The organism is Bacillus sp. m3-13 (assembly GCF_000175075.1).
GTDB classification, from domain to species: Bacteria; Bacillota; Bacilli; order Bacillales; family Bacillaceae_I; genus Sutcliffiella_A; species Sutcliffiella_A horikoshii_C.
Genome location: NZ_ACPC01000020.1, coordinates 1 through 14,435, shown reverse-complemented (window position 1 = coordinate 14,435; position 14,435 = coordinate 1). Strand labels below are relative to the sequence as shown.

At 38.5% G+C, this 14,435-nt stretch carries 17 protein-coding genes and 1 pseudogene; 15 read left to right on the top strand and 3 right to left on the bottom strand.

The window, feature by feature from the left end; genetic code table 11:
• Positions 1-53: 53 nt before the first annotated feature.
• Together M313_RS0113830 and M313_RS0113825 are read left to right on the top strand one after the other, a co-directional pair.
• Complete coding sequence (locus M313_RS0113830) at positions 54-1,403, top strand: glucose-6-phosphate isomerase (RefSeq protein ID WP_010196391.1); 1,350 nt, start codon at positions 54-56, stop codon at positions 1,401-1,403.
• Positions 1,404-1,751: 348 nt separating this feature from the next.
• The gene (locus tag M313_RS0113825) at positions 1,752-2,159 is read left to right on the top strand and encodes a YugN-like family protein (RefSeq protein ID WP_010196389.1); all 408 of its coding nucleotides are present in this window, start codon (positions 1,752-1,754) and stop codon (positions 2,157-2,159) included.
• On the opposite strand, the gene M313_RS0113820 is transcribed toward M313_RS0113825, so the two are convergent.
• Together M313_RS0113820 and M313_RS0113815 are read right to left on the bottom strand one after the other, a co-directional pair.
• A complete protein-coding gene (locus M313_RS0113820; protein WP_010196387.1) occupies positions 2,156-3,166 on the bottom strand; it encodes a potassium channel family protein in 1,011 nt (336 codons plus the stop codon). The genes M313_RS0113825 and M313_RS0113820 overlap by 4 nt on opposite strands.
• Complete coding sequence (locus M313_RS0113815) at positions 3,167-3,415, bottom strand: hypothetical protein (RefSeq protein ID WP_010196385.1); 249 nt, start codon at positions 3,413-3,415, stop codon at positions 3,167-3,169. It lies immediately after the preceding gene.
• 132 nt (positions 3,416-3,547) lie between these two features.
• Here M313_RS0113815 and M313_RS0113810 point away from each other — a divergent pair, with 132 nt between their 5' ends.
• Together M313_RS0113810 and M313_RS0113805 are read left to right on the top strand one after the other, a co-directional pair.
• Positions 3,548-3,733, top strand: a complete 186-nt coding sequence (locus tag M313_RS0113810) for an H-type small acid-soluble spore protein (protein WP_010196382.1) — start codon at positions 3,548-3,550, stop codon at positions 3,731-3,733.
• 503 nt (positions 3,734-4,236) lie between these two features.
• Positions 4,237-4,422: a hypothetical protein gene (locus tag M313_RS0113805; protein ID WP_010196380.1), complete on the top strand. Its 186-nt coding sequence runs from the start codon at positions 4,237-4,239 to the stop codon at positions 4,420-4,422.
• A gap of 59 nt (positions 4,423-4,481) precedes the next feature.
• Here the strand turns inward: M313_RS0113805 and M313_RS23640 are convergent.
• Positions 4,482-5,647 (bottom strand): annotated as a pseudogene (locus tag M313_RS23640) (dicarboxylate/amino acid:cation symporter).
• Positions 5,648-6,112: 465 nt separating this feature from the next.
• Between M313_RS23640 and M313_RS0113795 the strand changes: the two are divergent.
• The 11 genes from M313_RS0113795 to M313_RS0113735 all read left to right on the top strand — a co-directional run bounded on the left by M313_RS0113795 (position 6,113) and on the right by M313_RS0113735 (position 13,856).
• Positions 6,113-6,310 (top strand): cold-shock protein, encoded by a 198-nt coding sequence (locus tag M313_RS0113795; protein ID WP_010196375.1) that lies wholly within the window; start codon positions 6,113-6,115, stop codon positions 6,308-6,310.
• Between the two features lie 609 nt (positions 6,311-6,919).
• Entirely contained in the window at positions 6,920-7,696 is a 777-nt protein-coding gene (locus tag M313_RS0113785) for an SDR family oxidoreductase (RefSeq protein ID WP_010196370.1), read from the top strand.
• A gap of 28 nt (positions 7,697-7,724) precedes the next feature.
• A complete protein-coding gene (locus tag M313_RS24635) occupies positions 7,725-8,171 on the top strand; it encodes a hypothetical protein (RefSeq protein ID WP_148979073.1) in 447 nt (148 codons plus the stop codon).
• The gene (locus M313_RS0113775) at positions 8,164-9,198 is read left to right on the top strand and encodes an alpha/beta fold hydrolase (protein WP_010196366.1); all 1,035 of its coding nucleotides are present in this window, start codon (positions 8,164-8,166) and stop codon (positions 9,196-9,198) included. The genes M313_RS24635 and M313_RS0113775 overlap by 8 nt, the downstream gene beginning before the upstream one ends.
• A gap of 463 nt (positions 9,199-9,661) precedes the next feature.
• Positions 9,662-11,323: a sensor histidine kinase gene (locus M313_RS0113765; protein WP_029326512.1), complete on the top strand. Its 1,662-nt coding sequence runs from the start codon at positions 9,662-9,664 to the stop codon at positions 11,321-11,323.
• 28 nt (positions 11,324-11,351) lie between these two features.
• Positions 11,352-12,089: a LytR/AlgR family response regulator transcription factor gene (locus M313_RS0113760; protein ID WP_010196353.1), complete on the top strand. Its 738-nt coding sequence runs from the start codon at positions 11,352-11,354 to the stop codon at positions 12,087-12,089.
• Positions 12,090-12,464: 375 nt separating this feature from the next.
• The gene (gene sda / locus M313_RS23630) at positions 12,465-12,599 is read left to right on the top strand and encodes a sporulation histidine kinase inhibitor Sda (RefSeq protein WP_010196351.1); all 135 of its coding nucleotides are present in this window, start codon (positions 12,465-12,467) and stop codon (positions 12,597-12,599) included.
• Between the two features lie 104 nt (positions 12,600-12,703).
• Positions 12,704-13,009 carry an antibiotic biosynthesis monooxygenase family protein gene (locus M313_RS0113750; RefSeq protein ID WP_010196349.1) on the top strand — a complete coding sequence of 102 codons (306 nt, stop codon included), beginning with the start codon at positions 12,704-12,706 and terminating at the stop codon, positions 13,007-13,009.
• Complete coding sequence (locus tag M313_RS0113745; RefSeq protein ID WP_029326511.1) at positions 13,006-13,209, top strand: hypothetical protein; 204 nt, start codon at positions 13,006-13,008, stop codon at positions 13,207-13,209. The genes M313_RS0113750 and M313_RS0113745 overlap by 4 nt, the downstream gene beginning before the upstream one ends.
• Before the next feature lie 79 nt (positions 13,210-13,288).
• Entirely contained in the window at positions 13,289-13,429 is a 141-nt protein-coding gene (locus M313_RS25885; RefSeq protein WP_010196345.1) for a hypothetical protein, read from the top strand.
• Positions 13,430-13,589: 160 nt separating this feature from the next.
• Entirely contained in the window at positions 13,590-13,856 is a 267-nt protein-coding gene (locus tag M313_RS0113735; protein WP_234946571.1) for a DUF3817 domain-containing protein, read from the top strand.
• Positions 13,857-14,435 lie beyond the last annotated feature (579 nt).

Here is a 14,435-nt window from a genome sequence, read left to right as displayed (position 1 = left end):
TTATGTAAAGTGAAAATTGGCATGCAAATATGTTTTTATGGAGGTTATTATATATGACACATATTCGCTTTGATTATAAGAAGGCATTATCTTTTTTTGGCGAACATGAAATTACATACTTACGTGATGCGGTAAAGGTTGCCCATCATTCATTACATGAAAAAACTGGCGCGGGAAATGATTACCTTGGTTGGATTGACCTGCCTACAGATTACGACAAAGAAGAGTTCGCACGAATTGTAAAAAGTGCAGAGAAAATCAAAAACGATTCAGACATTTTATTAGTAGTAGGTATCGGCGGATCATACCTTGGTGCCCGAGCTGCCTTGGAAATGTTGAATCATTCTTTCTACAACGCTCTTACAAAGGAGCAACGAAAAACTCCTCAAGTTGTGTTTGTTGGGAATAACATTAGTTCCACTTATATGAGAGATCTAATGGATCTTCTAGAAGGAAAAGACTTCTCTATAAACGTGATTTCCAAATCTGGTACTACGACAGAGCCGGCATTGGCTTTCCGTATCTTCCGTAAAATCTTAGAAGAAAAATACGGGAAGGAAGAAGCCCGCAAGCGTATCTACGCTACAACAGACAAAGCGCGCGGAGCTCTTAAAACATTGGCTACTGAGGAAGGTTATGAGTCCTTTGTCATTCCTGATGATGTAGGAGGACGCTATTCTGTACTTACAGCAGTAGGGTTATTGCCGATTGCGGTGTCAGGAGCGGATATTGAAGCAATGATGAAAGGTGCTGCAGATGCAAGCCGTGACTTCTCTAAGTCAGAGTTGGAAGAAAACCCAGCTTATCAATATGCAGCTGTTCGTAATGTTCTCTACAACAAAGGAAAAACGATTGAAATGCTGATCAACTATGAACCAGGGCTTCAATACTTCTCTGAATGGTGGAAGCAACTATTCGGTGAGAGCGAAGGGAAAGACCAAAAAGGTATCTTCCCAGCGTCTGCCAACTTCTCAACAGACCTTCATTCAATGGGTCAATATGTACAAGAAGGGCGTCGAGATCTTTTCGAAACAATTATCAAAGTTGACACTCCTCGTCATGAATTGACAATAGAGGAAGAAGCGGCTGATTTGGATGGCCTAAACTACCTTGCTGGGGAAACAGTTGATTTTGTAAACACGAAAGCATATGAAGGAACACTCCTTGCCCATACAGATGGTGGAGTGCCAAACCTTGTGGTAAACATCCCTGCAATGGACGCATACACATTCGGATACCTTGTTTACTTCTTTGAAAAAGCATGCGCTATGAGCGGATACCTTCTGGGAGTAAATCCATTTGACCAACCGGGAGTGGAAGCATACAAAGTAAACATGTTCGCCCTTCTAGGCAAACCAGGATTCGAAGAAGTCAAAGCAGAACTAGAAAAACGCTTAAAATAAGCTAATATAATATTGGATTATGGACACCATAGCTGTTGCTTGGAACAAAAGGCGAAGACTCCTCGAAAATACTACGCATTTTCTTCGTGCGATGTATCGCTGCCGGAGCCTTCCTTGTCCTGAGGGAAATAGCGGTAGTTTGAGACCCCGCAACGAAGTGAGGAGGCTCAGCGCACCGCCCGTAGGAAAGCGAAGCCATTTGCGGAAAGCAACAGCGGCATCTAACCTAACTTTTAAAAAAGGGATAGTTCCTACGACCGACCATCAGGTTGTAAGGACTACCCCTTTTTCAATATGCATGAAAACCCCTCCATGGGGAAACCTACCCATATAAAAGGAGGGATTGCTATGATTCCTATTCCTTCAAAAATCGAAGGTGCGGAGTTTCAATTGTATAAATTAGAACAAGAACTAAAACCCATTGGCTATTCCATCGGAGGAAACTGGGACTATGACCACGGCTATTTCGACTACAAAATAGATGATGAAGTCGGATATCAATTCTTGAGAGTCCCATTCCAATCTGTGGACGGCCAATTGGATTCACAAGGGACCACAGTGGAGCTTGGCAGACCATTCTTACTATCACACAAATACCAGATTGGAATAGACGACAACGTACATGTATGGAACAGAACGGCTTCATTTGACCAGTTCTCAGAACCGGAAGATCCAGATGCCTCTTTTCCAAAAGAATTTATCGAACTAGGTCATACACTTGTACATGAATTAGAAGCAGTGCTTGGAAGAGATTAATCTTTAATGACAAGCAGACAGTCATCAGCTTGAATTAACGTATAAAGAGGAGGGTTGACCATGGTGTCCCCTCTTCTTTTTATCCCGATGAGAAGGATTTTTTTCTGAAGCATCTGGTTACTCAACTTTTCAAATGTTGTTCCTATCATATCTTTTTCCACCTCAAGATACTTCAGTTTGCTTCCCTTCAGTTGATCTAACATCGTTAACAATGTATTGGACATACCATTTGACATCATACTGTTAGTCATTACATAACTAGTAAACATATTGGTTTGAATCACTTCGTCGGCCCCTGCACGCTGAGCATTTATCACTTGTGAAGACGTCAAGATTTCCGCGATTGTATACACATCTGGATTTAACCCTTTTACAGCAAGCAGCGTTAACACAGAGTTCATGTCTGCTTGAACTTCATCCTTGCTTTGATCTGCCGAAATGACAACAAATCCGGCACTCTTTACATTGGCCGAGAGCAATGTTTGATCATAACAGGGGTTTCCTTTAATAAAATGAACGTTTTGATCATGTAGAGGGTTTTTCTCAAGTGTTGAATCAATTAAAACGATAGATAATGGTTTATTGCTCATAGAATTGATTTGCCGTAACGTTTCTCTTACCCGCTCATTCCAACCAATGACGATAATATGTTCAGATCCTCGATAATCCACTTTGCCCTCCAGGTAATCATTTTGTGTTGCGATGGCGCTAGCGGCCAATGATACAAAATATGTAGTGACAAAACCTGTACCAAATAATATGAGAATAATAGCTAACGATCTTCCGGTAACAGTAACCGGAACATAATCTCCATAGCCTAAAGTTGCGGTAGTGACAATCGCCCACCATATTCCATCAAAAATAGTGGGGAATTCAGCTGGTTCTATGAAATGAATGAGAAATCCGAAAGTAATATTTATGACAAAAATAATGACTAATATCCTTGCTATTAAAGGCCAATGTATAAACCTGAAAATAAGGGAAGTCTGTTCCTTGATTCTATCCATCTACCGTTCATCCTCAGCGGAAATAAAAGAGAGTACTTCTTTCACAATGGAATTAATCTTTTGTGTTAATGCTTCTTCCCCATATTTTTGTTTTCCTGCTTCTATCAGCTGTATTACCTCATCATTGAATGAAATGATAGGTTTGTCGTCTTCTGACTCATTATAAAATTCAATAAACCTGTCTAGACTTTCATTCATCTGATCAATAGCTTCGCTCAGTTGTTCTTTTTCTTCCTTCCTTAACTTCATCTCATTCACCTCTTCTTTCAGTGTTGACAAAATACCTTGAAACTTAAACTTCAAAGGGATAAAATGGCCTGATATTGGAAGAATAAGTATGAATCATGTGATGAATGAATAATAGATTAGGGAGTGACGAGAATGGATGAAACACGTGCAAGACAAATACTATCCTCTTCCGCAACAATAGAGGTGACCTTTGAAGGGACAGAGGTGTGGATTGACTCTTTAAGTGAAGATGGAAAAACTGCGACAATTCATCTTCGCGGCCCGGGAGAAGAACGTACACAAGTTGCTGTTTCCGATCTAGTAGAATTAGGAGAATAACCACAATGGGACTCAGAACTGAGTCTCTTTTTAGTTAAGAAATTATCTAATCCGGTTGATTTCCGTTCCAGGCGCTTCGCTTGCCTGCGGGCGGTCAGTGAGCCTCCTCAGGCTTCGCCTTCCGGGGTCTCACCTGTCCCTTCCTCCCGCGGGCGTCTGCGCGCCTTCCACTCAAATCAACAAAGTGACATCATTAAGCGAAGGGTGTAAAAGAGATCTAACTGTATTAACTGAATATGCATTACCGTATCGTTTATGTAATTTTAAGCTGTGAATTGGAGCAAATGGCGTAGACTCTAGCGGGGGGATAACGGTAGGTTGAGACCCCGCAACGAAGTGAGGAGGCTCAAGGCACCGTCCCGCGGAAAGCGAAGCCATTTGCGGAAAGGAACAGCGGCAATGAACCATTAACTAATTTATTATATTTGTGGATGTGCTTGCTGTTGTTTGTTGTATTTAGAAGGAGGGTATTTATCTACTATCAGTAAGTGAGGTGATAGGAAATGACTTCTTTTAATGAAACAGCGATTATTTCTTATGTGGAATCAAGGATAAAGGAGTATTGCAAGGAGATGGAGGCGACTAATCCGGGAGATTTAGACCATGACATCATCCTTGGTAAAATAGAAGCCTATAACGAATTCTTAGAGCAATTTGGCTACGATAGGGTAGCTTGTGCGCTAAAATAAATATTCTGCAAAAAAAGGTGGCGCCACAATTGAGGTAATTGGGCACCACCTTTACTTAATTATTTAGACGCAGTAAGTCTGTCAACAGCGTTAGCAATGGCACCGTCACCTGTAACATTACATGCTGTTCCAAAACTATCTTGAGCAAGATATAGAGCGATCATCAAGGATACCATCGTTGCATCAAACCCAAGCATTGTCTGTAACAGACCGATGGCAGCCATTACAGCCCCGCCCGGTACGCCTGGGGCAGCGATCATCGTAACGCCAAGCATCATAATAAATGGTAGTACTATGAATATGGAATAATCCATTCCATTGATAAACATAATTGCCATCGCACATGAAACGATCGTTATAGTACTACCTGACAGATGAATGTTTGCAAGTAATGGAACGGTAAAATCTGCTGTCTTTTCTCTTACCCCCATCTTCTTAGTCCGCTCAAGAGTAACTGGAATGGTCGAAGCGGAAGACTGAGTTCCAAGAGCTGTAAAATACGCAGCCATCATAGATTTAAGCATGGCAAAAGGATTCTTTCTAGACATAGCACCGCTTACGGAATATTGAATGATTAGCATGGTTAAATGTAATAAAATAATCAATACAAATACCTTTGCAAATACATTGATAATCGTTTGAACTTGCCCACCGTAAGTCATGTTTGCGAATATACCAAGAATATGAATAGGTAAAAGCGGAATAATCACTTTGGAAATGACTAGTTCAATAATGCTTCTAAACTCGATCATAGCGGTTTTTTAATGTTTCCCCTTTAATTGCGGACATTCCAAGTCCAAGTGTAAATGCAATAATCAGTGCAGTCATCACCTCAAAGGGTGCTGGAATTTCAAGTTCTAAGAATGGCTTTAGTAATGCTTCTTCCGGGTTTTTCCATTGCTCCTGTCAGGCTAGCGTTCTTTTAATAAGGAAGGGTATAACGTACTTGCAGCGAAATAGGCTAAGACGCCTGCTGCAATGGTAGACAGATAGGCGATGGAAGCAGTCAAACCAAGAAACTTCCCTGCCCCTTTCCCCAATTTCCCCTATACCAGGCGCAATAAATGCAATAATGATTAATGGAATTGCAAATCCTAAAAAAGTTTCCAAAGATCTCGTTAAACGTAACAAATATTTTAACGAACCATTCAGGTGCAAAACTTCCAACAGTTACACCCAAAACAATGGCAAGGATAATTCTAGGTAAAAGTCCGAATTTTCTCATGGTGTCCAGTGTCCTCCCTGAAAATACATTTGTCTATTGTTTTTGAATATTGTACTATCTTACAAAAACAATTGGAAAAAGAAAAGTACTAAATGGTTTATTTTTAAAAAAAGTATTTTCCAGTGACCGTTTACTTTAACTATGAAGCAGTGGTATAGAAAAATTTTTTGGAATATAGGTTTATACAAAGTTGAGAAATGGGTACACTACTACAGAAAATCACCATCGTTGCAGCAAATCTTGTATGTCTTCACCCGTAACAAAGTACACTTTTTTAATGGAAGTTACTAGCAAAACCAAATAAAACTTGATTTTTTGATACAGAACCTCTATGATTAAGTTAATTGTTTTTGTTCGGTAAGGCTGATAGAAGGAATTTACTTCAATGTTTTTCGTCTAGAAAGATTATGCAGAGCAAGAATGGTAATACAATTGTGGAAAAGTTCCACTGTAGGAGGAAACATTATGTTAGAAGGTAAAGTAAAATGGTTCAACGCTGAAAAAGGATTCGGTTTCATCGAAGTAGACGGACAAGACGATGTATTCGTACATTTCTCCGCTATTCAAGGCGAAGGTTTCAAATCTTTAGAAGAAGGTCAAACAGTAACTTTCGAAATCGAGCAAGGCGCTCGTGGACCTCAAGCAACTAACGTTCAAAAGTAATTTTGACATAAAGTTGAGAAAAAAAGGCTCTCCATCTGGAGGGTCTTTTTTTTGTGCTTTTTTTAAAGATAAGAGAGTAAAAAATCCGGTTGATTTCCGTTCCAGGCGCTTCGCTTGCCTGCGGGCGGTCCGTGAGCCTCATGCGGGGTCTCACCTGTCCCTTCCTCCCGCGGGCGTCTGCGCGCCTTCCACTCCAATCAACATAGTTTCTTCATTCAACTTTGGGTTTATGAAGAGGTATTTGAGTAACTTGAAAATAATACCTTATAGTTCTTGTAATCTCTAGCTGTTGATTGGAGCAAAAGGCGAAGACTCCTGAGGGAGATAGCGCTAGGTGGAGACCCCGCAGGCGAAGCCGAGGAGGCTCCAGCAGCGCCCCTAGGAAAGCGAAGCCATTTGCGGAAATCAACAGCGGCGTATGACCAAACACTAAAAGGATTGAGGAGTATTTGTCAGGTTTCTCATACCTTTATTAGTAATAGTATTTTCCGCCTCCACCAATTCATCATTTTACTCACACCTTGAGTAGTTCCCTACTATACTATATGGAATCTATTAATTGTTACTAGACTGAAAAAGGAAACTAGCAATCAAAGAGGGGGACACATTATGGAAGTAAAAGATTTGTTCAATCTAATGAACAAGACGGCAATTGTGACTGGGGGAGGAAAAGGGCTTGGGGCACAAATGGCAAAGGCTCTTGCTGAAGCGGGGGCGAACGTTGTTGTATGTTCACGTGATCTTACATCTTGCCAAAAAGTAAGCGAGGAATTGAAACAATTAGGTGTAAAATCATTGGCATTTGCGTGTGATGTAACAAAAGAGGAAGAAATTCAATCTGTCATTGAGGAAACGGTTAAGCACTTCGGAACGTTGGATATCCTTGTAAACAACAGTGGGACCTCTTGGATGGCGCCAACATTGGATTTGCCAGCTGACAAGTGGGATAAAGTGATGAACGTGAATTTAAAAGGATTGTTTTTATTTAGCCAAAAAGCGGCAAGAATCATGCAGAAGCAAGGTAACGGAAAAATAATCAATATTGCTTCTGTTTCTGGAATGGGTGGGACAGATCCAAAACTAATGGACACAATTGCTTATAATACAAGCAAAGGAGGGGTCATCACGTTTACAAAAGATCTTGCTGTAAAACTTGCTCCTTATAATATACAAGTGAATGCCATCGCACCTGGAATGTTTCCTACTAAAATCACCGAAAAAATAATAGAGCACTCTGCTCCAATGTTAAAAGAACAAATACCTGCAAAACGTTTCGGAGGCGAACATGATTTAAAGGGAGCGGTGGTGTTTTTGTCTTCTCACGCATCAGATTACTGTGCAGGACACATCTTGGTGGTAGATGGAGGGATGACCTCCTTAATATGAGGTTGAATTGGAAGGAAAGGGTGAACCAATGATGTTGCATTCAAGCAATAATAAAGAGGAAAGGAACAAAAAATTAAAAGTTAAAGCAATAAAATTGGAGAATGAGTGGAATGAAGCGATAAAGTCAGGTCTGAACAAAGAGTCGGTATTTCGCATTGTAGGGCTTGAAAGCGAATTAGAAGCAGAAAAGTTAAGAAAGATGCGAGAACAAGTAGAAGTGCTTTCTTTAAAATATAACTTTCCTACTAAAAACGACGTTGCCAATATTGCTAAGCTGCTTATTCAAATTGAAGATAAAATTGACCGGCTTGAAGGGCAGTTACAGGAAGGAACTACCTCCTCGGGGCAAAACCCGGAAAGAAGTATGGCAAAAGTAATTTTGGAAGACATGGCCAAACGCCAAGCAATCGTATCTTCATTGCCTGGACATGATGAAAAGATTGTTCGTTCTATAGTAAGTGATCTTGATGAATGATATGAAGCTGGATGCATGGAAAAAGGAAATGATGCATTATAATGAAACACCATTCAAGGATGGAGTAACGGCCAGACAATCTATTTGGAGAAAAAACAAAGCTACCCTTTGGTATTACCAAGCACCTGTAAGAAAATACAACGTGCCAATTTTTATCATCTATTCTTTAATTAATCAGCCATTCATCCTGGACATGATACCGGGTGGGAGTACTATTGAAGCACTTGTGAAAAAGGGCTTTGATGTTTATATGATTGATTTTGGAAAGCCAGGGCTTGAAGATAGGGACATGACACTAGATAACTTTATTACAGAGTATATTCAACGTGGGGTTAAGGAGGCAATCAAGCATTCCGGTGCGAAAGAAATGACCATCTTTGGTTATTGTCTTGGTGGGACACTTGCGGCTATGTATGCTTCTATAGCAAAGGAACCAATAAAAAATCTAGTCTTGTTTGTCACGCCTGTTGATTTCAGCACTCCTAGTTATTTTGATAAATGGGTAAAAGCTTTGAGAGAAGATAATTGGGACAGCTCTCGTTATATGGATGAGTTTGGAATTATTCCAGCCTCTCACGTGGAAGCGGGGATACGTATGGTTACATCACCTATATATTTTACTCCTTATCTATCTCTTTTGTTAAATCGGGATAATAAAGCTTATGTAGAAAAATGGCACAAGTTTAATACGTGGACAAAAGGACACATTCCTTTAACCAGTGGTGTTGCCAAGCAAATCATTGGTGATTTTACAAAAGATAACAAGCTTATTAATAATGAAAGTAAAATAAATGGCCAAGATGTCAAGCTATCTAATATTAGTGCGAATCTACTTGTAGTAGGCACAGAGGGAGATCGACTTGTACCGCTTGATCACATTCTGCCAATTATGGATGAGGTGGGTAGTGTCGATAAGACATCTCACATTTTATCAGGGGGACATACAGGTACATCTGTAGAAAATGGAACACTACCTGGATATCTGGATAATTGGTTGCATGAACGGTCAGAACCAGCAGATTCATAGAGTGGGAGGGATAAAATATGAATGTCTTACATGAGAACCTTAAATGGGATATGAACCCTTATATAGAATATATGGGAATAGGAGCAACCGTTTTTATGCAATTTCTAATAAGTCTAAAAGAAAACCAGTAGGGGGGCTTTTGCTTCTCTTTTTTTGTATGTAAATCGCGGTAAATATTGTTAAGTTTTCACGGGATAACATTATTTCAATAAAGGGTAATGTTGTTTTTTGTTTTTATCAAAAAGTAGAAAAAAGCTTGTGAAATAAGGTTTATTCGGTGTGAAAGGAGGGTAAAAGCTGCATGAAAAGTGCTATTTTGAGTGGTTGTTCAATAGTGTTTAGATGTAAAATAGCAAAGCATACATATCGAATAGAAGAAACATAAGGTTCAAATACTTGAGTATAAAAGCTATAATGCATATAGTACAAGTTCTAATGTGCTATTTCCTTGTAAAAAAGGAGGTTGGAAATCATCGTGGTTAATAGTTTAATACAACGTGAAAGAGAACCTCTCCATGTATCTAAAGGATTTATCCTGTTTCATTCTGACCTCAAAGTCAGTTCTATTGATGGTGGAGCCATGAGGATCCTTGGACACACCAAACAATCGGTGAAGGGGAAGCTACTCTCAGATCTTTTAAATAAAGATGCATTTAATATATTACTTAAATATACATACAGTGTAATACAAGAAGGCATTTTTGTACAACATGAAATGAAACTTTTTGAAAATCCAGATCAATGGGTTAACGTGATCATTTATCCTATTGATGCAAATCACTTCTCTATGGTTTTTTTGGATATTAATAAACAAAAAGAGACGGAAGCAGCGCTTTACAGACAGACAGAAAAGCTTAATGTTCTAAATGAATCTGCTGCCATGTTGACCTCTATCAAAAATCCAAAAGAACTGCTAGATTCATTATTTCATAAACTTTCACAAGTGTTGGACCTTGATATCTATCTTAATTATAGTTGGGACAAGGAGCTGAATCGACTTGTGTTAACCAACCATCATGGAATTTGCAATGAAGAGCTGGAGACCTTTATGTACCTTGAAAAGGGAACGGCTGTGTGTGGTACTGTTGCACAAAATAAAAGAAGAATGGTTTTTGAGCATTTGGATGGCAGAGGGGATAAAATTTTGGACCTGATTCGTCCACTTGGAGTCAAATCATACGTTTGTGAACCGTTACTATCATTTGGGGAACTTGTCGGTACCATTTCTTTCGGTTCCAAAAAACGTTCCACTTTTACATCAGAAGAACTTGATTTAATCCATTCTATTTGCCACCAGGTAACTATTGTGCTGGATAGAATGACAAAAGTAGACGAGTTGACCCAAAACACAGAAACATTGGAAGTAGCAAACCTGCATCTTAAGGAAAACGAGAGAAAATTACGGCTTATCATTGAAAAAAATGAAGTAGAGAGAGAAAGTAAAACTAAGACGAATTTTCTGGCAATGATCAGTCATGAGTTAAGAACGCCGTTAAATTCTATTATAGGATACAGTCAAGTTTTAGAGAGTGATCAAAAAGATCCACTCACAGACAAGCAAAAATCAAGACTTGCCAAAATACTAAGTTCAAGCAGGCATCTTCTGCAACTCATTAATAACATTTTAGAGCTAATTCGTATAGATACAAATCCAGAAACTATTAAAACAAATGTAAAACCAATCCGAATAAAAGATGCTGTTTGGGATAGCTTGCATGCCGTTAGCAATAATGCAAAGGAAAAAGGGATATCCCTTTACATTGAAAAAGATGTGGAGGATATTACGATAGAAATCGACCCTATACGTTTTCAACAAGTATTGGTCAATCTATTAAACAATGCGATTAAATACAACAAAGAGAATGGAACTGTCACGCTTTATTGGAGGGTGGATGGCAGGTACTTGGCTATATTTGTGAAAGATACGGGAATTGGCATCCCACAAAGTCACCATGATAACATCTTTGAGCCCTTTTACAGGGTGAATCATGCCATTCCAGGAGTGGAAGGGACAGGCATAGGCTTGACTCTTGTAAAACAGAATGTCTTAGAAATGAAAGGAACCGTTGGCGTTTCTAGCATAGAGGGAACAGGGAGTACCTTCTGGGTGAAGGTACCGATATAATACATCGAAAGAAAGGGGTTTTCTTCGATTGAAACCAATAAATGTAGTAATTGTTGATGACAATCAGAATTCTCTTGAAATATTGGAGTTTTTTATAGGAGAGCTGAAGGAATTTCAAATTATTGATACTTGTAATAGCGGAGAGAAACTGATTGATAGTGTGATGATAAACAAGGTGGATCTTGTTATTGCGGACATAAATATGCCAAAGAAAAGTGGCTTGGATGCAATAAAAGAATGCCTTGAATTCTCTCCTAAACTAAAGTTTATATTTGTGACAGGTTATAACGAATTTGCAGTGGAGGCATTTGCCATTTCGGCAGTCGACTATATTGTAAAGCCGATTGAGAAAATCAGATTATACAAAGCGTTGGAACGTGCCAAAGCCCAGTTACTTGCTGAGGTTGCGGATTCGGAAGAAAGAAACTCGAATAAAAGATTATCCATCCGATCAAATAGTTCCTTCTACTACATACCTTTTGAAGATATCATTTTTATAGAAAAATCTGGGAAGAAATGCATCATTTATACAACCAACCAGGCCATTGAAACCTATGAAAATATCAGTGATATCTATAAACAGTTGGATCAGAATTTTTATCGGACACATCGATCTTATATTGTTAATCTAAGAATGTTGTCACACATCACACCTAAAAATGAAACCTATTTTGCCTACTTCACCAATCATGAGAAATATGCCCATATTTCTAAATTGAAAATAAATGAAGTACAGGAGCTATTGGCTCAAATCACGAAATCTTAACCTTGAGAACTTCGTGGTTTGAGCTTTCCTTTTTTTTGCAATATTTCATTTTTCATAAAAATTCCAATAATGTTCTTAAATGTTGAATCTTAACGGTTGAAATGGCAAAGTAGTGCACCGAAAAGCAATAATGAAATGCTCAAAGGTATAAGAAAAATTGGACAAAGAGGAATGAATTTCGTTAAAATGCTAAATAAAGATATCTTTAATAATTGACAAATCCTTTATTTCACCTATAAAAGATGGGAAATTTTAAAAAGATGATGAAAGGCTATCTTATTTAAAGAAAACACAAAATTAATCGAATCGTTTTGAAAATTAAATAAGTGGCAAACATCCGATACTTAAAATATCCTTTATATGGGAGGGGTTACAATGGATTTGTTGAGTGATGAATCTTTGATGGAAGTTTACGAAGCAGCTATAATAAACGACTTGAACGAAGAGTTCTTGAAGCTGATTCTTGATGAAATGAAGCGGAGAAAAATAGATATACCTGTATCCAATTAATAATAATGAAAAGAACGATAATATAAAAGAGAATGAAAAGAGATGTGATGTTAGTAGTCAACATCTTTTTTCTTTATGATTACATTTAAAAGGAGACATAAAGTATGTACATTGTTCATTCCACTTTCATAGTACCATCTGAAAAAGCAGATGAAGTTATTTCTATATACCACAACCGTTCTAGAATAGTAGAAAAGGCGAAAGGTTTTCAGCGCTTTCTTCTTTTACAAAATGAAAATAAAGCAGGGGAACTTACCGTTTTCATGGAGTGGGATTGCAAAGAAGATTTTATCTCATGGGTTAGAAGTGAGGATTATAAAAAAATTCATGAACTCGAAAAGAAATATCCAGACCAAGAACTGGCATCTATTATTCCTACTATAACAAAATTCAATGTGGTGGCAACATGATTATGCCACCACATTCTTCAACCGTAAAAAAAATAAAAGCAGATATCGGGGACTTGGATGTAGGACCAATTGTGGAAAAAGTCGTGGTAACAATGTACAATGATTTTCCTTTTCTAGAAGAGAAGTTTGGGGAGAGAGGAAAAGAGAGAACCATTGAAGACAATTTTTTATCATTTTTTGTATCTTCACACCGCTTATAAGCTCAATGATACCCAAACCTTTTTGGACTATGTGATGTGGCTTAACAGTGTACTCGTAAGTAGAGGGTTGAAAACCGATATGATAATCTATAATTTTGAAAAAATTCAGGAAAACATGGTGGGAATGCTGGACAAAGATATAGAAGTGAGCTTTTTATCCTACTTGGATGAAGGTATCCGGGTGCTTAAGGAATATAAGCAAAATAGCGAAAGTGTATAAAATTCATTAAGACTGTGTCGACGGCATTGTCTTTATTGATATTCACAGGATTGTCATGGGTATGAGCGAGAGAAACTGTCGAAGTGATTTATAATAGAAGAAATCATGTTTGATTAAGAAAGGCTGATAGAAAATGACAAACACTATGGGAAGATTTCGAATGATGGGTTTAATAGAAGGCGGATCATTACTTGTCCTTCTTTTCTTAGCAATGCCATTGAAATATTGGTTTGACATTCCGGAAGCGGTAAGTGTTGTAGGAGCTTTACACGGCTTCTTATTCATCACTTATTGTTTATTCATTGCATATATCACGTTGAAAATAAGATGGTCTCTAAAATGGGCAGCAGGGGCTGTAGTTGTTGCTTTTATCCCATTCGGGAATTTTGTATTTGATAACTATTTGAAAAAATCTTTTGTGAACTGACTCTACTGATTGGAGTCAGTTTTTTAGTGAAAAGAAAGATAAGAAAGTTTAATTTCCTGTTGATTTCCGTTCCAGGCGCTTCGCTTGCCTGCGGGCGGTCCGGAAGCCTCCTCGGGCATTCGCCCTGTGGGGTCTTCCCTGTTCCTTCCTCCCGCGGGCGTCTGCGCGCCTTCCACTCCAATCAACAAGGGGACTTCATTCATTTAAGGGTTTATGAAAAAGCATCTAACCGATAAAACCGAATAAGCATGAACGTATCTTTTACGTAATTTTCAGCTGTGGGTTGGAGCAAATGACGGAGACTCCAGCGGGGGAGTAACGGTAGCTTGAGACCCCGCAACGAAGGAGGCCACTGAAAAACTATAATTATTTTTGAATGAAAAACATTCAGAAATGAAATTCACAAAAAAGGGCAACTTTTTCTCCGAAAAGGAGAAAAAGTTGCCCTATAAACGTTGTACTTTACTGTTTTTTCATTTATTAGTTTTAGTATTCTCTTTAGGTTGACAGCGAATATCGCTGTGGCACCTTGTACCTCCATACCTAATAGACCCGCGGCGGAGGCTGTATCATACCCGT